Here is a 17,718-nt window from a genome sequence, read left to right as displayed (position 1 = left end):
CAAACAATTATTTAAGTTTAGTATTTCTCAAAACGGCAAATTTAATCAATTGAAGGGGAAATTGGAGGGACTTGGCTGACGGGAATGATGTATGAATCGGAGCCATGGGCAACATGGCACACGTAAAGACATCGTGATTGGCCTTGTTTTTGAAAGGATGAGCAGGTGAAGTAAATCAAAGAATCCTGTTATTGTCTTCTTTGGCTTTGCGCAAGAAAAGGAAACAGGTGATTTTGTGGACATGAAAATTGTACATTCTAATAAAACCATCCGGCGTAAATAATCCCTGCCTGACCGGCTACATAGGTTAACCAGACCCATATTTCCGAATATTTCAGGGTGATGTTGCCTATTTTGGTCACGCCGATAATTGAATCGGAGATCGCAAATAACAGGGCGCCGGCGGCAACCATCCACCATGTTCCGCCGAGGGTTACGGCCAGGGCAAGGGCGAATGAGGCCATGACCCCGATCCACAAACCGTAAGACAGCCCGCCATAATACAGGGCTTTTTTCTGACCCGGATCGGGTATCAGCTTACGCCAGCTGAGCGATATCATCAACGAATAGATGACCAATGCCATTGCAAGGATGCCAAATGGGAAGTGGCCCTCCGCATTGAGTGTTTTGATAAAAGCAACCAGGTAAAGAACATGGGCACAGGCGAAAACTGACATTCCGCCGATAAGTCTGTTGGGTACCTTGATGATCTCTGCCATGGTCAGATCCCCCAGAAAGGACAGGACCATTCCCCCGAAAACCCAGGCTGTGTAGGGAGATTCGTGTTCCAGGTTGATGAGATAGGCGACGAGCAAAAGGGACAGACTGAGAATGATCCTGATTGGCAGGGGCAAGCGTATATCTGTCTGCCCCGGTTCCCGGCGGCGGGAAATATGCAATCCTGCCAGAAAAAGCAATACCTGGAATACCGGAAACAACATTACTATCCTTGACACGACATGAATCAACCTCCAGGCAATAGGTGTTCCAGAAAATCAACACTTTTTTTTATTGATTCCATAAATAATTGATTAATCCTTCTTTGGTGTGGAAGCCGATGGAAAATAATGGTGCAGGGAAAAATCGAGAGAACGTCGAAACTGAGCTTGAATATCGTTTGTTGTTTCATAAAGCACAGGGCGGGGAATCGGAAAGGTGGCAAGGGAAAAGGAAAAATGGTGGACAGGATGGCGGAAATAATCAATTATTTCAAACAGGGGATTGCTTCATTTTGTTTACACGAGGGGATATGGCACTATGTAGCGATATTTTTACTGATAGTAATTGCCGTGATGGTTTCCAAGGGGTTTTTAACCCGGGCGTTTTGCAGGTTGGCGGTAAGGCTTTTCCCCAATGCTCGCGAGGAAATCACTGATATTTATTTTCCCGCTTTTGAAAAGCCTCTGGCAGCCCTCTTGCTTTTTCTGGGGGGGTATGGAGCTATTACATATTTCCCGCTGAACCTTGAACAGGGGACAACCGTTGCCCGTTTGTTCCGCACCTCCTTGATCATCATTGCGGCCTGGGGTTTTTACAACCTGACGGCTGCCTATTCTTCTTTCTTGAAAATATTTATCCGGAAATTGAATAGTGATTTTGACGAGATTCTCAGTCCACTGCTTTCAAGGGTACTCCGTTTCATCATCATCGTCATGGCCATAGTCATGGTAGCGGGGGAATGGGGCTACGATGTAAATGGTTTTATAGCAGGGTTGGGTCTTGGTGGCCTGGCCGTGGCACTGGCTGCAAAGGATGCTATCGCCAACATATTGGGGGGAATTGTGATCCTGCTTGACAAACCATTTTCGGTGGGGGATTGGGTTTCCACCTCCCAGACCGAGGGTACCGTTGAAGAAATTTCCTTTCGCAGCACAAAAGTAAGAACTTTTGACCAGGCTCTGGTAACGGTTCCCAATCAGATTCTGGCAAACGAAGCTATAGTCAATTGGACCCGTATGGGGAAGAGAAGAGTCAAGTTTAAACTCAAGGTTGCTCATACGACGCCGGGAGACAGATTGAAGAAATGTGTGGGCGAGATAAGAAAGATGTTGGAGGAGCATCCCGAAATCCACGAGGAATCAATATATGTGACTTTCGAAAATTTTTGCAAGGGCAGCCTTGATATTGGCATTTCTTACTTTACACTGGAAACCGGCAGGGGGAAGTATCTATCCATCAAAGAAGATGTCAACCTGAGAATCATGGAGATACTTGAACGGGAAGGTGTTTCCACCGCTTTGCCCATCCGCAATGTTTATTTCGAGAAAGGGGTTCCTCATAAAACCCGGGACGATTATAATATTTGACAGGCGACAATTATTTATTAAAAAATGGAAGATCAAGGTTGAAAATCGAAAATAAGTGTCAGGATCTGCGGTTGCCCGGGAAATATTCTTTCCTGATGACAATGTCGCGTTTTTCCTGTATTTCCGGTTCGATGATCACGTAGGTGTCGCCCAGAAAATCATGCCAACCCTGTTTGTGTATATTGAAGACCGCCCAGATATAACCCAGCTGGATGCCGGCCGCCTGGGAGATGAAACGTCCTATTACTTCCCGAAAAAACAAGCTTGACCAGCCGGGGGGAGAGCCATCGATTCCGATTACCTTGATTCCCAGGATCATCTTGCCGATTGTCTGTCCAGACAATCCGGTCATCAGCAGAAAATACAGTGAGGCCAACACACCGAAAGCGCTTGCTCCCACTCCCCAAAAGGCAAGGTTGCCGGATGTTTTTCCATTTCCCAGGGCGCCGGGAATAAACAGATTGGTGAGGGCAAAAACAACGATGAGGTCGATCAAATATGCCCCCAACCTTGTTGACACACCGGCGGGGCGGTATACGGTTTCGCCGGTCATTTTGCCACTATCCCGGAACCCGGTTTCATTATCTGTCAACAGAATCACCAACTCCAGATGTACATCAGGGATGGGTAACGAGAATCGAAGAAGTCCATTCCCGGAGAAAGGTTTTTGAATCTAGAAATTGAATGTCCCAACCCTTCGAACAGGAGGCGGATCGGCGACGGTTCAATTTTTTTGTAACGAATCACAGTTGCATTTTCTATTCCAGACAGTATTTCCACCTCATTGATTGCATCGTCGAGGAGGCCGATCGTGTCTATGAGCCCGTTGTCCCGGGCCTGCTGACTGGAGTAGAGCCGCCCGTCGGATAATGTGAGCAGGGTTTCCCGTTTCATGTTTCTTTCTTCAAGGATACTGTCGATAAGGAATAAATAACTTTCATCGATCAGTTCCTGCATGATACGGCGTTCGCTTTCGCTTACTTCACGCAGGGGGTTCAAGATGTCCTTGTAGGGGCCACTTTTGAAAGTTTCATCCCTGACACCCCATTTTTCAGCCAGTTCATGAACATTGTATGTGCTCATGATTACTCCTATGGAACCAGTCAGGGTATGGCGGTTGGCATATATTTTATCGGATGCAGCAGAGATCAGGTAAGCTCCCGATGTTGCCACATCCTCCAGGTAGGCGATCACGGGTTTTGTATATTCATTCTTGAGCTGTCTTATCTTCTGAAAGATTTCGTCGCAGTCAGCCACCCCCCCGCCGGGTGAGTTGATACGGACGATCACCCCTTTGACAGCTTCATCTTCAAAAGCGCTGTCCAGTTGATCCAGGAGGATCTCATGATCATATTCCAGTTGAGATGAGGAGAAGATGTCCTGTTCTTCCTGCGCGAGGATGACCCCTTTGATATCGATCATGGCCAGGTGATCGGTTCCGCCGTCTTTGTATATCGTTTCTTCCCATTTTTTATCTTCGGGAAAGATACCGGTAAAGAGGGAAGGGGGGTTGATCAGAACGGAGATCAGCATGATCAAAAATACTATCAGAGCGATCCATCTTTTTTTATTCATGAGCCCCTCCTGCCAGAAATAGTTTAGCGGTAAATCATTTCGCCAGGATTGATTGCTATTCCTGCCATCATCCGTGCTCGAGCTGAGCAACGCGGCAAAAAATAAATTCGTTCTATACGGCGCGGAAAAGTCCTTCTTCCTTCTGATAGATCCGTCCCCGGTCAACAAGGCGGCGCAGGTGTTTGCAGATCATTGTTCCTTCCATGCTTCTGTAAAGTTCCGTCGGTTCCGGGTAACGGCCGTAGATGATTGCTTCATCTATGATCTCTTCCACTGTTTTATCCCTGGCGAGGAAAGCAAGCAGTTTTTCTTCCCTTTCCTGAAAAATTTCTCCGTAGCGGTCCAGTTTTCTATCGATATTCTTTTTCCCGTAAACTATCTCCTTGTGGCTACTGACAGCTGTATCAAAATCTATCGATTTCACTTTTTCAATCGAATCAAGAAAAGCGTCGATATCCGCATCCAGTGAACCGTACCAGGGGCCGAATGAAGAAAGGTCGATATCGCCCAGAAATATTATTTTGGCACAAGGGATGAAAAAACAGGTATGCCCGGCCGAGTGGCCGGGAGTATGAATTGCTTCGACCTTGATTGTTCCAAGATCGAGGGTGTAACCATCAGTGAATTCAGTGTCCACGGTTGAATCCTTTAAAAAGAAAACTTCTCTCAAAAAACGGGCCATCATGGTGCGCTGATGCTCATCGGGCATGTTGTAAAGTTCTACAAGCCTGTCTACCGATTTAACTGCAGGGGCATCCAGGATATGAACGGCAATCTTTGTGTCAGCGCCAAAAAGATCGTTGCCAGCAGTGTGGTCCTCATGGCCGTGGGAAACCAAAATATGGTCGATCCTGTATTCCCTGGCCAGAACCTCGACGTGTTCACGCCCGATTCCGGAATCGATAAGGACGTTCCTGTGATCCTTGATCAGCAGCGAGTTGGCATATGGATACCTTCCGGCCTTGTTCCCCTCGATGTGAAATATATTTTTTCCTATTTCCGTCATCTTCATGAAGTTGAGCACCTCTTGAGAGAAATGATTGGCAAGCTTATTTGAAGGTCATCGCCCCGACCGGGCAAGCTTCCACGCAAAGCCCGCATTCGGTACAGGGTGAATCGGCAAGTGGTATGTTTCGAAAGGTGGTCACCATGCGCTCGAGGCCCCGGTTGGAAAATCCAATGGCGCCGACCTTTGCTTCTTCGCGATCAGCCCAGACACATCGACCGCACAGTACACATCGGTTGCGGTCGAATGTAAAAAGGGAAGTGCTATCATCGATGGCCCTCTTCCGATTCAACGGTTTGAAACGAGTTAGCTTCATTTTGAGTTTTCTTTCTCGTGCAATGGTCATCAATGCGCAATTTTTCCTTGCCGGGCATTTGGCACAGTTGAGGTCATGATCTGACAGCAGGAGTTCAAAAGCAGTTTTTACCAGTCGATCCACGGCCGGGGTTCTGGTTCTGACGACCATTCCCTCCTTGACGCGCTGGGTACAGGATGTTACCGGCCGGTCATATCCCTCGATTTCCACGAAACAGAGCCGGCAGCTTGCCGATGGACGTTCCTTTTCCTTGATCGCGCAGAGGTTGGGAATGTAAATGTTGTTTTCCAGCGCCACCCATAACAATATGTCGCCTTCCCTGGCGGTTATGGGGCGGTCATCGATGGTTAAATTCACGTTTTTCATCTTTATCCTGCTTCCTTCTTGCTCAGTTCTTCCGGCGGCGATAGCTTGATCACTGCGTGATAATCCGGCGGACAGGTTTTAAGGCAATTGTCACATTTCACACATTTTTCCTGTTCAATGGCTTTAAGCCCGTCGTCCCGGGTGTAGATCGCTTCGGTGGGGCAACTACCCACACAGACATTGCACAGCTTGCTGCACTTTTTTGGTTCAATATAGTAGACGATCAGCTCCGGGCAGAACAGGGAAGGACACCTTTTTTCCTCGATATGGATGTCGTATTCATGTCTGAAATATCGCAAAGTGGTCAAAACCGGGTTGGGAGCCGTTGCTCCCAGATTGCAAAGCGAACCTGCCTTCACATCTTCACTGAGATCTTGCAGAACCTGCAGGGATTCTTTATCTCCTCTTCCTTCGCAGATGTCAGTGAGTATGTCAAGCATATGCTTCGTGCCCAGGCGGCAGAAGGTGCACTTGCCGCAAGATTCTTCCTGTGTAAATTGCAGGAAGTAACGCGCAATGGAAACCATGCAGTCATCTTCATCAAGGACTACCAGACCACCGGAACCCATGATTGCCCCGGCTTCAGAAAGAGAATCAAAATCAATGGGTATGTCAAGTTTGCTTTCCGGCAGGCAACCTCCTGAAGGGCCGCCTATCTGTACTGCTTTGAAAGATTTTTCATTGGGGACCCCGCCACCGACTTCAAAAATAAGTTCGCGCAAGGTGGTTCCCATCGGAACTTCCACGAGACCCGAATTCTCTACCTTGCCGACCAGTGAGAAGATAGCCGTTCCCGGGCTGCCGGGTGTGCCCGTGTTTTTGAACCATTCGGCACCTTTGGAGATGATGTGGGGAACGTAGGCCAAAGTTTTTACATTGTTCAAAACGGTTGGTTTACCGTGAAAACCCGATTCAGCCAGGCGGGGAGGCCTTGCCTGCGGTATCCCCGTTTTGCCTTCCATCGACTCGACCAGTGCCGATGATTCCCCGCAGACGAAAGCGCCTGACCCCTGGAAAACTTCGATGTCAAAGCTGAATTTGCTTCCCAGGATGTTTTCACCCAACAACCCTTTTTCCCGGGCCTGTTCAAGGGCATGCCTGACGCGGCGGATTGCAAGAGGGTATTCGGCTCGAATATAGAAATAACCTTTGGTGGCGCTTACAGCATAAGCGCAGATGATCAGTCCTTCTATCACCTGATGTGGATCCGATTCCAGTATACTGCGGTCCATGAATGCTCCCGGGTCGCCCTCGTCACCATTGCATATAACATAGCGGATATTTTCCTTGTTTCTTGTTGCGGCCTCCCATTTTGTACCGGCCGGGAAACCGGCACCGCCTCGCCCGCGCAGGTTGGATTCCTTCACCTCTTCCAGAACCTGTTCCGGGCTCATATCCAGTGCTTTGGCCAGAGCAGAGTATCCATTCTTGGATATATACTGATCTATATTGTCGGGGGCAATAAAACCGCATTGTTCGAGGATGATCTTGTGTTCGATCACGCCCCGGGGGAAATCATCGAAAGTGGGGAAGATGTCATTGGGATCGACCGCTGCCAGAGCATATTCATAGCAAGGGTCATCGTCAAGGAGATAGTCTTTAACCAGTCGTTCAACCAACCCTTCATCGACATTGCCGTAACAAAGGGAGGGGAATCCAGGGCGTGAAATCATGACCAGGGGTTCGGCATAGCAGTGCCCTATACATCCGACTTCATCCACCACGGCATCGATGCTGTTTGCCGATAGTTCTTTTTCGAAAGCGGCCTTGACATCAAGTGCGCCGGCTGATATTCCGCAGGTAGCGGTTCCAATACGTATCACGGTTTTTTCTTCAAGATATTTTTCTTTTTCAACTGCTTTTTCATGCAGGTCGTTGTATTTTTCCATGGCAGAAACGGTGCACATGAAAGATGTGTCTCCTTTCCGGCGCCTAGCTATCTTCAGGATTTTTTATTTTCTTGTCTTCCTCGTCTGCTTTATTGTCATCAGCATTTTTTTTACTTTCTTCTTCAAGCGCAAGGAGAATGCCGTCCACCTTTGTGGGAGTAACCTTCCCCTCAACTTTTTCATTGATGACCACAACCGGGGCCATCGTACAGCAACCTACGCAGGCCACATGCTCCAGGCTGTATTCCCGATCAGGGGTTGTTTCTCCTTCATGAATTTCCAGGCGGCGTTCAAATGAGTCGAGAGCAATTTGCCCGCCAACCATGTAACAAGCAGTTCCCATGCAGACCTTGATCTGAAATTTCCCGGGGGGAGTAAGGCGGAACTGATTGTAAAATGTGGCCAGACTGTAAACATCAACGGCGGGGACACCGAGCAATTCGGAAATACGTTCCATGGCCAGCGTGGGCAAATAACCTATTTTTTCCTGGGCCTGCTGCAGGATGGGTATGAGATTCTCCCTGGTCCTGTCGTTAGTTTTGAATATCTCGTCAATGCTTTCAAGGATGAGTTCCTTTTCCCCTTCAATCAATTCCAACTGTGAACAACCCCTTTGGACCTCGAAAAAAGATTGTTTGCGATGAACTAGCCGCATTAAATTGTATACGATTATTTATATCTAATCAACTGCTTTTGTTTAATATCTTGAAAATAATGTGAATATTATCTTTGAATTGAAGGTAAAAGCAAATAAAAGAATGAATACTGGATAGGTGCAGGTATAATTTTTTTGGGGGGATCCCTGATGGCTTTTATCGATATGGGAAAAGATGTAGACATATATTTCAGCGAGAACAACGCCGGTGGAGAAATACCCATTCTTTTCTGTCATGGTTCCGGCGGTAGATCATCACATTGGAGATTCCAGAAACGATTATCGGAGAAGATGAGAACCATAGCAGTCGATCTGCCGGGTCACGGCCGGTCGGGGGGAACAGCCGAGGACAATGTATCTGCTTATCGCGAGGTACTCAAAACGCTAGTTGCAAGGAAGAACCTGGAGCCCTTGTTTCTGGCCGGCCATTCCCTGGGCGGAGCGATAGCCCTTGACTATGCACGCCTCTACCCCGGGGATCTCCGGGGGATCATTCTTATCGCCACGGGTGCGCGCTTGCGTGTGATGCCAGCCATACTGGAACGTTTCCGCAAGAAAGAAGTGTTTCCGGAGATGCTGTCTTATATTTATAGCGAAAATGCCGCTCCTTCACTTCTCGAAGAAGCTCGCAGAGAGATGAGGGAAACCTCTCCCGAAATTTTCTATGCCGATTTCAGCGCCTGTGACGGTTTTGACCTGATGGACAGGCTCCATTCGATAGAGGTACCTGCATTGATCCTCGTTGGTCGTGAAGATCTGCTCACTCCTGTTAAATACAGTAAATTCTTGAAAGATAACTTGCCTGATGCAGAGTTGCAAGTTTTCGAAGATGCTGGCCATATGATTATGCTCGAACAGCCCAGGAAGATTAACAAATACATCAGGGATTTTGTTTTAAGGCAATGGGGAGGGGCTGATTAGGCACCCTGTGTCGTCCGGAAAGGATTTTGCCACAAAATAAAAAGGCGGGGTTGGTATGTACCAACCTCGCTTTTGTAATACATGAAAAAGAATTTCTGTTATTATTCACCCTGTTGACCGAGCACTATGCCCAATGAAGTGATATTTTCTTCTTCATCAGTGATGGTGATCATGATATCGTACCCATCCTTTACGCCAATCAACGAATAGTACCCCTGTGATTGTGAAAAGGAAAAACCGGCAACACCGGAAAATAGTTCCTCATAAAACTTGTAAACCTCTTCGCTTTTACGATTGTATTTGACCCCGATCCAGAAAGATAGCTTGCCATCCTCTACTGTTTTGTTCGCCCAGTCGATCTTGCCGCCTTTCATCAAGGGAACAACATTGGAGGGGTATCCTTCCGGCAACTTGACATCATCGCCCGTGGAAAAAACGGATTTTGAACCATCCTCTCCCTTGATTTCCATGCCCTTTTCCCCGATCTTGATTTCTTCGCCTTGCTCACCTTTTATCACGACGTTCCCGCCCTTGTCCAGGGAGACCGGGGAATTGCAACCCGAAACGATCAGCAGTCCCATCATGAGTAAAACCAAAAATACATTTTTCATTTTCACCACTCCTTTTACGATGACGATATAGAAAGGAAAGCGGGTCGAACCAACCCAGGGATCACCCCATTCAACGCAAGATCTGGAAACCTCCAATAATGGGCAACGGTTGCATTTTGCCATTTGCCGCATTGGCAATGCCGATGATCGCCAGAACCAGGATACATAAAGACAGAAGTGATGTGAGGGTTGTGACCAGGCCCCAGAAACCAAAGGGGGACAGGGAAAATAGAATGGAGGATATGATCCTGATTGCAATCCCGAGAGCTACACTGGCGATGAAGAGAATCAGGCCCTGATTGGCATGATAGATGGCGAACTTGGATTCCCTTGCGGCTATTATGGGTAAAAAAAACAAGATATAAGCAAGGATAGCCATGGCCTTATTTTTCTGGACGTCTTCAGGGTCTGGCACCAGTCCGTTACCGGAATTATATTGGTCCAAAACATCCACCTCCTTTACAGTCATTTTCAAGACTTAATTGGATAGCTAATTCAGTATAATAGAAATACAACCAAAAATGAATAATAAATGTAAAATTTAATAATTATAATCTCCGATTCCCCACAATACATAACTTTTGTTTGCTATTTTTTTAAAGCTTCAATGATGTTACCCGTTATTTTTGCAAGTTGCAAGTTTAATTGCCCACCAAATTATACCAGTCACACCAGGCTGCAATATAAATATCATTGGCTGTTTTGTATCCGGGTTGTCAAGAAAGGTGGCAGGCTTTTGAAAAATGATGGAATAAAGCAAAACAGTCTGTAATTCTTCTGATTTGCAACTCTTGATCTTGCATAATTTATCTGCTATTATTGCAGAAAGAAAAATGACGAAAGGGGTAGGTGCGCTTGATTAAACTATATTCTCTCACAACCTGTTTCTGGTGTGACAAGGTAAAAAGTCTTTTTGATGAGCAAGGGGTCGAGTATTCATTGATCGAGGTAGATTCTCTTTCCGGGGATGAACAGGCAAAGGCACTTGAAGAGATCGATCGCCTGACCGGTCAAAGGGCTTTCCCCATAACTGTTATCGGTGAACAGACCATCCTGGGGTATGACGAACAGAAGCTTCTGAAGGGGATCGAAAAATTCAGATGAGAGGCAAAATAAAATGCCCCGTTTGCAGGGAAACCCTAGAATTGAAAGAAGGGGCCCTTGCGGCCGACAGGGTTGTCTGTACTGCATGCGGCAGCCAACTGGAATTGAAGGACCGCGGTTCACAACTTGAAGCAAAACGCTGGCCACAACCTCCGGAGGAAGAAATCAGGGGGCGTATAGACACGTTTGCTCGATTGAAGGGTCTGGAGGTCAGTGATCGGAAGGAAAGAATCATAGCAGGCCTGATCAAAAAATTCGAGAATTTCGGTGATTTTTACTGCCCCTGCCGCCTGGAAAACAATGCTGACAATGTATGTCCATGCAAGGAGACACGTGAGAACTTGTTGACCAGGGAAAAATGTTGCCACTGTGGACTTTTTTGCAAGGCGGAATTGCCATGATGAACGGTGCCGCTCTGTCGGCACTTTTTTTTGAAACGGTGTTAGATCAGGAATTTGGCCCCGGTCCAGATGAAGTAAGCGGCCAGCCCGACCAGGAAAAGGCCCAGCAAGAAGATAATACCCCGATAAACACGATCACCGATAAATTTTTTTCCGGAAACCAGGGCAAACGCAAGCAAAGACAGCCAGATCAGATCGGAAAGGATATGTCCGCTGAAAAAGAGGAGCACTCCCTTTGCTCCATATTCCAGGGAGAAAGCAACGTAGCTTGCTCCTATGGTAGCCCACCATAGGAACCAGTAAGGGTTTGCCAGGGTGGTGATCATTCCGGCAACGACCGGCCCGGTTTTGGAAACAGCAGTGCCGGCGTTCTGTATATTCAGGGAAACATTGCGGGCGTTGCGCATCATTCCCCCTCCCATCCAGGCCAGAACTCCCCCACCGATGATTCCGATGACTCCTGTCGCGGTTTCGCCGGTAACAAGGTGTCCCCATCCGGTTGAAAGCAGGATGACGACGGAAACTTCCAGTATACCGTGCCCCAGAACTACCAGAGGGGCGGCTACAAAACCCCTTTTGATGGTCTGTTCAGCCACCACCGCTGTTACCGGCCCTGGCACCACGGCTCCAGAAAGGCCCACACCCATGGCCGTAAAAAATATCATGTACAATTCCATAATTGGCCCCTTTCCTTGCTGAACAATAGCGGGCTTCGCCATTCATCAATTCGTTTTTATATCGGCCTATTCCTTCAAATATCGACAGGAAGGCGCAATTTCGGTAAAAACCGTGCATCGTTGATGGATGATGCAGGCAATTCCCGACCTGGCCCGGTAGACAGGTTCACAAGTGTGGAATAATATTTCAACCACATTCTTCTTTAAAATGTTCTGCCACCTTTTTCAACATGTCAAAGGAATGTTCAACGGTTATCTCCCCGTCCGTGTTGATCAGACAGCAACGGGCCGGAGCGAACCATGCCTGCTTCAACAGTTGTTCGCGCGGAATTCCTCCCTGTTCCAGGTGTGACCACAATTTGTTTATGGTTTCGATCATGGAACGGGTGTTTTCAATGATAAATTCCTCGGTAAGGGTAGGGGTAATTCCCCACGAAATTATTGCACCGCTGTCAAGAAAAGATTTGATTTCGTCCCGGTATCTTGTAAATATATAGCCGCGGGAGAGCACATCCACGGAGAGAATGTCCAGGTTCAGGTTGAGCAGAAAAGACCAATCGGGATTGCCACAAAGATGAACCCCCCTGGGGCCTGGGAAATTTTCAAGAAATAGGCGATAATCTGCCGATGCTCTATTGCTGGTGTAACCGGTCATGGACATGAAGAGCATCTCCAGGCCGGGCTCATCAACCCAGACGAAGGGCCGGGGGTGAATTCTGGACAAGTCGTTGTACTGGGCCCACAGTTTGCGAGCCACGAAGTCAAAGATGATTTCACGTACATCGTCATGGTAAATCATGGGGCGCTTTTCTTCGTCCTGAATCTTCAGTCCGAAACTTACCGGACCGATGCTTTGACCACGGATATACGGGTAGGCAGAAAGATCATTTTTCAGAAAACTGCGGTAAACGGCACTGTAAAGTGAAGAGAGGCTGAAATAAGATTCATCATCCCATCGGGCCAGGTACTCTTCAATTTCCCGGTTGAACTTCTCCCGCGAGAAGCTGATTTCCCGCTTTTCCAGATCCAGCACTATACCGGGGAAATGTTCCGACACCTGTACATACATATCCTCGTAAAAGCTTAGCCGGGGAAGTTGGGGCCAGAAAGGTATGTCAAGAGAGAGCGAGAGTTCCAGCGCTCTTTCCACATCACGATGGGGAAGTATACCCATCGCCGTGGTCAGGCAATTACCTTCGGGCTTCATGTAACTGTTATTTTGTTTCGTCACTGTATAACCTCCATATCGGAAATAAATCGATATTTTTCCAGTTGAACAGAAATATACTTTTTCCATTCATTTCCGTTCTTAATTATAGATTGCCGACAGATTTCCTGCCGTGAAAGCCGGAACGGGAAAATAAAATCATGGCATTTTTCGGGAATGTATTCTCTGGCGGCAATCCCGGTCAAGATAACTTCATCCGGTACAACATATTGCTGTTAAAATTTTAATAGTTTGAAATGAATACAGGATTATTTATACAGGAACCGGCTACCTTGATTTTCATTTTTAAGTTACAATAAAGATAAAGATTACAATTGCACATTGCAACGCTCGGGAATAAACATAATAATATAGCAAAACCTCTGGCATATGTTGACAATAAACAGTCTTTGTGACAGTTATCGTCACTTCATTCCGAAGGAAAGTAATAGGGAGAGAAAAAAATGACCGGTCGGAAAAAGAAAATAGCCACGATTATCGGGATAATGCTTGCGCTCATGGCTCTGATGCTTTTTTTTGTTCTCCACGATTTTACCATTCGCGCGTTGGCAAGACCCAGCATCGAGATGGGAAGAACCGAGGGATTCGTGGGTGCCGCGGTTACTGCCCCGGTGATTGTGCGTAATCTGCATGGGGTTGCGGGCATCGTTTTTACCATCACTTTCGACCCCGATGCGCTTGCACCGGAGGAAATCAGGGCGACCGATCTGTTGGGAAAAGAAGAGGAATCGGTGTTTGATTCAAACCTGGAACACGGCCCGGGACGCCTGAAGTTTGCCTGGGCAGGAAAAAACCCTCTGGACATCGATGAAGGGGTAATTGTTGAAATAGATTTTTTGCTGAAAAAAGCGGGTGAGTTTGCTCTTGAATTGAAAGTGCTGGAATTGGTTGACGAGAAACTTGAGGATATCCCCGCAGAGTTGATAGACAGTAGAATCCTGGTTCGTCCTCTACGGTACGGGGATCTTTCGGGCAATGGAGAAATTGATGTTCAGGATGCTATATTGTTGTTGAAAAGTGTCGTCAAGCTGATCGAGCTGACAGAAGATCAAAAAAGCGCCGCCGATGTAAATGGAGACGACAATATAAATGTGGCTGATGCGATATTGATCCTGCGCCACATAGTAAAATTGATAGATAGATTTCCGGTAGAGTTGAAACAATGATCGGCCGATGGACAAAAACAGCTGTTATGGTAATATGCTGGTAGGCCCCTTTGAGACAAAAAATCAGCAAAACCGCAAGAAGATGGAAGAGGAATGTTGTCATGCAACCGAAGACTTCTATCAGAAAAAATAAAAAAATATCCCTGATTCTGGTAGTTGTTGCCCTGGTTATTATCATCGGAACTGGCCTCTATTTTGCTGCATTCTCGGTGGTTTTCAATGAAAAATGCAAGATGGGTGAAGAGGTAGTTATTGGCAGTGTTGAAAATTACGAATGGTCCGCGGACGATACATTCAATGCCGATGATTACCCCAGCATAACGGCCAGGGATGGCAAGATCAAGATTCTGGCGTTGAGCGATACGCACCTTGAAGTAACCGGTCTCTATGCGCATAGTTTCTGGTACAAAAATGTCATGGTCAGGAAAGCTTACAAGCATATCGACACACTGATCAAAACTGCGGACCCCGATCTTATCCTGGTTACCGGGGACATCCTTACAGATCCTTTAAGCGACATCGTCATGGAGGATTTCAGAAATTTCATGGACAGCTATGACATCCCCTGGTCCATCACTTTTGGCAACCATGATGCCGAATGGCGTGCTGACAAAGCCGCGCTTTGCAATATAATTCAGGCATCAGACAACACCTTGTTCCGTGTTGGCCCTACCAATTTGCAGGGGCTGGGCAACAGTTTGATCAACTTCAGGGATGAAGACGGAAAAATTTTTTACAGCCTGATCACCATGGATACCGGCGACTGGCAAAAAATTGATGACTACAAAATACACTTCAAGGACATGCATCTGGACAAAAGCGAACGAGAGTTTTCTACCATCGATGTCGGGTATACCGATGAGCAGGCGGACTGGTACAGGTGGGTTGTGGAGGGCCTGAAGGCCCATAATAACGGTGTAACCGTGGAAACCATGGTTGCTTCACATATACCTTTCAAGGCCAACAATTATGCCGTGGCACTTTCATCCGATTCCGATTACCTGTACAATCCTGACCATACAGATCCGGATGGCAGTGATTACTATGAAACACCCGGGCGATTCAAAAATGCCAATACCCGGGAAGAATTGCAGGCTGCTTACGAGGATTACGCCGCGAATTACAAGTTTTTCAATACGGTCAAGGAGCTTGGCAGTACCAAAACGTTCACGTCGGGTCACATTCATTCCCACGGTTATGCGGTGAAACATGATGGAATCACCTATGTATCCGTGGTGAAAACAACGGATATCTACATTTCTTACGAGTGGGACAGGGGGAAGCGGGGTGGAACTTACTTTGAAATCAGCGTCGATCCGGAGGAAGGTTCGCATCTGACCGTGAACAAACCCTGGTATTACAAAGAGGTTAAATAAAAATCGGCGAAAAAAAGAAACTGTAACCCCGGGGCAATCTGCAGTTGCCTTTCAAACATTGATTGCAAACATGATTCATGCAGGAAAAATAAAATTAAAACTTGAATTATGATTATGTATGAATATCAATTATTTCCGGAGGAGGTCACATCATGAAATGATTTACCGGTTGTTCCGTACAAGAAGCATGATTGTACAGCAGCCGTTTTTATGTCCATGGTCTTCTTCAATGTGGTACCCGCGCATGGCGGGAAAGCATCTGTTGCAATCCACGGACAGGTTACGGGGATTGATCAAAATATATCACATTACCAAACTACTCTGTGAATGGGGGAGAGGATATGTACCAGGTAGGATTTGCAAAACGAGACATCACAGTTGTTTCCGAAGGGTATGCCATGCATGGCTATGGCATGTGGTTCCACCGCCAGAAGAGCGCTCGCAATCGGCTTTACACCCGTGTGTTCTATTTCAGGGATGAAGCCGGGAAGGAAATAGTATATGTCTGCTTGGATCTGGGGTATGTAACCCATGCCATACGTGAAGGTGTTGAGAAAGAATTGGCCAAACGTTATCCCCATATCGATCCGCGCTGCCTCCTCATGGCCTGCACCCATACTCATTCCGGCTATGGCGGATGTGCACATGAGCCGCTCTACAATGTTGTTACCCCTGGTTTTCATCCCAGATTGGTTGAAAACATTGTAGAGAATACGATGGAAGCTCTTGGAGAAGCTATCGAAACTGCTCAACCGAGCGAAATATCTTTTACTGCCGGCGATATTCCCGAGGATATACCGGTGGCCTGGAATCGCACTTTGAATTCGTACAACCAGAATCCGGATGTTGTAAAACGTGCCGAGGATGAATGTCATCTGGCCGTCGATCGCAAGATGCAAGCACTCACTGTCGAACGTGATGATACCCTGGTTGCAATGATCACCTGGTTCGGTGTACATGCCACATGTCTGGGGAATCGCCTTTGTTGTCTGGATGGCGACAACAAGGGATATGCTTCCCGTTTCACCGAAGAGGCCCTCCCCGAAAAAGGGGTGGCCATATTTGCACAGGCAGCGTGCGGTGATGTTTCGCCCCACTACCATGGGCCAGGGCAGGTAAGCCGCCGCAAAAAAATCAAGGGGGAGGCTGAATATGAATACGCCCGGCAGAGCGGCCGATACCAGAGCGAACATGCCCTGAAGATTGCCGCTGACGATGGCCGGGTCAAGGTCAACGGCAACTTTGACTGCGAGATGATCTATGTTGATTTTTCGGATATTCATGTCGATCCGGAGTTTGCCAATGGAAAAACTGATGCTTACACCTCTGAACCTTGCCAGGGATTGAGCTTTCTTACCGGTACCCCCGTGGATGGCCCGGGCATGCCGGTTTTTCTGGGGAAGATAGCTACATTGCTGGCGGATAGTGTAAAAAATAAACGCTTGCGCAATCTGGACAATTACCCACCTGCAGAAAGAAAATATTATGAACGCCTCTATGCAGCCCAGGGCAATAAAAAAATTGCCCTTGAAAGTGGCAAAACACAGCGTGCGGTACTGGGATTACCATTGGACCACCCGCTTGTACCCGGATTTGCCGATCCGATGGTCAAGGAACTTCAACGTCAATACAAGATGGGGGCCATGAAGGAGCACGGATTGGTAGCCTATGTCCTCCCCGTGCAGATCTTGATCCTTGGTAACGTGGCCATCATCGCTTGCCCCGGCGAGTTTACCAATACATCCAAGAAGAGGGTGGTGGAAACCGCCGCGCCCATCCTGGAGAAACGGGGGGTTGAACAGGTTATATTCAATTCCTATGCGAACGATTACATGGGCTACGTTACCACCAATGAAGAATTCCAGGTTCAGGCCTATGAAGGTGGCCACACGGTATTCGGGCAGTGGTCCCTGGGGGCTTTCCAGACTGTGATCCGGGATCTGGCAGAGGAGATGCTCAAACCCGAGGACAAACGGGAGCTGGATCACGAAACCCGCCCGCCCGTCTATTCTCAGGAGGAATTGGATTTGCGATCCAACATACCGCCGCGCAAATAGAATGTGGCCGATCGGGTAGCTGCTGTTATGGTCTGCTGTTTTTGGGGGCGATTCGCCGTTGTTT

General features: G+C 47.4%; 18 protein-coding genes. 7 read left to right on the top strand and 11 right to left on the bottom strand.

The features are described 5' to 3' along the window. Positions 1-257: 257 nt before the first annotated feature. On the bottom strand, positions 258-956 hold the full coding sequence (locus GX364_07825) for a lysoplasmalogenase (GenBank protein ID NLI70753.1): 699 nt from the start codon (positions 954-956) through the stop codon (positions 258-260). A gap of 231 nt (positions 957-1,187) precedes the next feature. On the opposite strand from GX364_07825, the gene GX364_07820 reads away from it, so the two are divergent. After that, complete coding sequence (locus tag GX364_07820; protein NLI70752.1) at positions 1,188-2,306, top strand: mechanosensitive ion channel family protein; 1,119 nt, start codon at positions 1,188-1,190, stop codon at positions 2,304-2,306. A gap of 58 nt (positions 2,307-2,364) precedes the next feature. On the opposite strand, the gene GX364_07815 is transcribed toward GX364_07820, so the two are convergent. The 6 genes from GX364_07815 to nuoE all read right to left on the bottom strand — a co-directional run bounded on the left by GX364_07815 (position 2,365) and on the right by nuoE (position 8,113). Further along, positions 2,365-2,898, bottom strand: coding sequence for an RDD family protein (locus GX364_07815; protein ID NLI70751.1), 534 nt, complete (start codon positions 2,896-2,898; stop codon positions 2,365-2,367). Positions 2,899-2,903: 5 nt separating this feature from the next. Next, positions 2,904-3,881: a signal peptide peptidase SppA gene (gene sppA / locus GX364_07810; GenBank protein ID NLI70750.1), complete on the bottom strand. Its 978-nt coding sequence runs from the start codon at positions 3,879-3,881 to the stop codon at positions 2,904-2,906. 112 nt (positions 3,882-3,993) lie between these two features. After that, a complete protein-coding gene (locus tag GX364_07805; GenBank protein NLI70749.1) occupies positions 3,994-4,893 on the bottom strand; it encodes an MBL fold metallo-hydrolase in 900 nt (299 codons plus the stop codon). A gap of 37 nt (positions 4,894-4,930) precedes the next feature. Further along, positions 4,931-5,569, bottom strand: a complete 639-nt coding sequence (locus GX364_07800) for a 4Fe-4S binding protein (GenBank protein ID NLI70748.1) — start codon at positions 5,567-5,569, stop codon at positions 4,931-4,933. A gap of 2 nt (positions 5,570-5,571) precedes the next feature. Then, complete coding sequence (locus GX364_07795; GenBank protein NLI70747.1) at positions 5,572-7,458, bottom strand: NADH-quinone oxidoreductase subunit F; 1,887 nt, start codon at positions 7,456-7,458, stop codon at positions 5,572-5,574. A 43-nt stretch (positions 7,459-7,501) separates the two neighbouring features. After that, a complete protein-coding gene (gene nuoE, locus GX364_07790) occupies positions 7,502-8,113 on the bottom strand; it encodes an NADH-quinone oxidoreductase subunit NuoE (GenBank protein ID NLI70746.1) in 612 nt (203 codons plus the stop codon). A 150-nt stretch (positions 8,114-8,263) separates the two neighbouring features. Between nuoE and GX364_07785 the strand changes: the two genes are divergently transcribed. Further along, the gene (locus GX364_07785) at positions 8,264-9,034 is read left to right on the top strand and encodes an alpha/beta hydrolase (GenBank protein NLI70745.1); all 771 of its coding nucleotides are present in this window, start codon (positions 8,264-8,266) and stop codon (positions 9,032-9,034) included. A gap of 101 nt (positions 9,035-9,135) precedes the next feature. Here the strand turns inward: GX364_07785 and GX364_07780 are convergent, their stop codons facing one another. Together GX364_07780 and GX364_07775 are read right to left on the bottom strand one after the other, a co-directional pair. Next, a complete protein-coding gene (locus GX364_07780; protein NLI70744.1) occupies positions 9,136-9,645 on the bottom strand; it encodes a hypothetical protein in 510 nt (169 codons plus the stop codon). Positions 9,646-9,715: 70 nt separating this feature from the next. Further along, on the bottom strand, positions 9,716-10,024 hold the full coding sequence (locus GX364_07775) for a hypothetical protein (GenBank protein NLI70743.1): 309 nt from the start codon (positions 10,022-10,024) through the stop codon (positions 9,716-9,718). 476 nt (positions 10,025-10,500) lie between these two features. Here GX364_07775 and GX364_07770 point away from each other — a divergent pair, with 476 nt between their 5' ends. Both GX364_07770 and GX364_07765 read left to right on the top strand, forming a co-directional pair. Continuing rightward, complete coding sequence (locus GX364_07770; protein NLI70742.1) at positions 10,501-10,749, top strand: glutaredoxin family protein; 249 nt, start codon at positions 10,501-10,503, stop codon at positions 10,747-10,749. Then, entirely contained in the window at positions 10,746-11,150 is a 405-nt protein-coding gene (locus tag GX364_07765; GenBank protein NLI70741.1) for a hypothetical protein, read from the top strand. The genes GX364_07770 and GX364_07765 overlap by 4 nt, the downstream gene beginning before the upstream one ends. A gap of 41 nt (positions 11,151-11,191) precedes the next feature. Here the strand turns inward: GX364_07765 and GX364_07760 are convergent, their stop codons facing one another. Next, positions 11,192-11,827, bottom strand: coding sequence for a LysE family transporter (locus GX364_07760; protein ID NLI70740.1), 636 nt, complete (start codon positions 11,825-11,827; stop codon positions 11,192-11,194). 187 nt (positions 11,828-12,014) lie between these two features. Continuing rightward, positions 12,015-13,034, bottom strand: coding sequence for a hypothetical protein (locus tag GX364_07755; protein NLI70739.1), 1,020 nt, complete (start codon positions 13,032-13,034; stop codon positions 12,015-12,017). Between the two features lie 464 nt (positions 13,035-13,498). Between GX364_07755 and GX364_07750 the strand changes: the two genes are divergently transcribed. The 3 genes from GX364_07750 to GX364_07740 all read left to right on the top strand — a co-directional run bounded on the left by GX364_07750 (position 13,499) and on the right by GX364_07740 (position 17,654). Beyond that, positions 13,499-14,221, top strand: coding sequence for a hypothetical protein (locus GX364_07750; GenBank protein NLI70738.1), 723 nt, complete (start codon positions 13,499-13,501; stop codon positions 14,219-14,221). A 101-nt stretch (positions 14,222-14,322) separates the two neighbouring features. After that, the gene (locus GX364_07745; GenBank protein ID NLI70737.1) at positions 14,323-15,597 is read left to right on the top strand and encodes a hypothetical protein; all 1,275 of its coding nucleotides are present in this window, start codon (positions 14,323-14,325) and stop codon (positions 15,595-15,597) included. 341 nt (positions 15,598-15,938) lie between these two features. Further along, positions 15,939-17,654 carry a ceramidase gene (locus GX364_07740; protein NLI70736.1) on the top strand — a complete coding sequence of 572 codons (1,716 nt, stop codon included), beginning with the start codon at positions 15,939-15,941 and terminating at the stop codon, positions 17,652-17,654. The last annotated feature ends 64 nt before the right edge of the window (positions 17,655-17,718 follow it).

Source organism: Bacillota bacterium (genome assembly GCA_012518215.1).
Classification (GTDB): domain Bacteria; phylum Bacillota; class Dethiobacteria; order DTU022; family PWGO01; genus JAAYSV01.
Note: the sequence above shows the minus strand (reverse complement) of the source record. Positions and strands in the feature narration are given on the sequence as shown.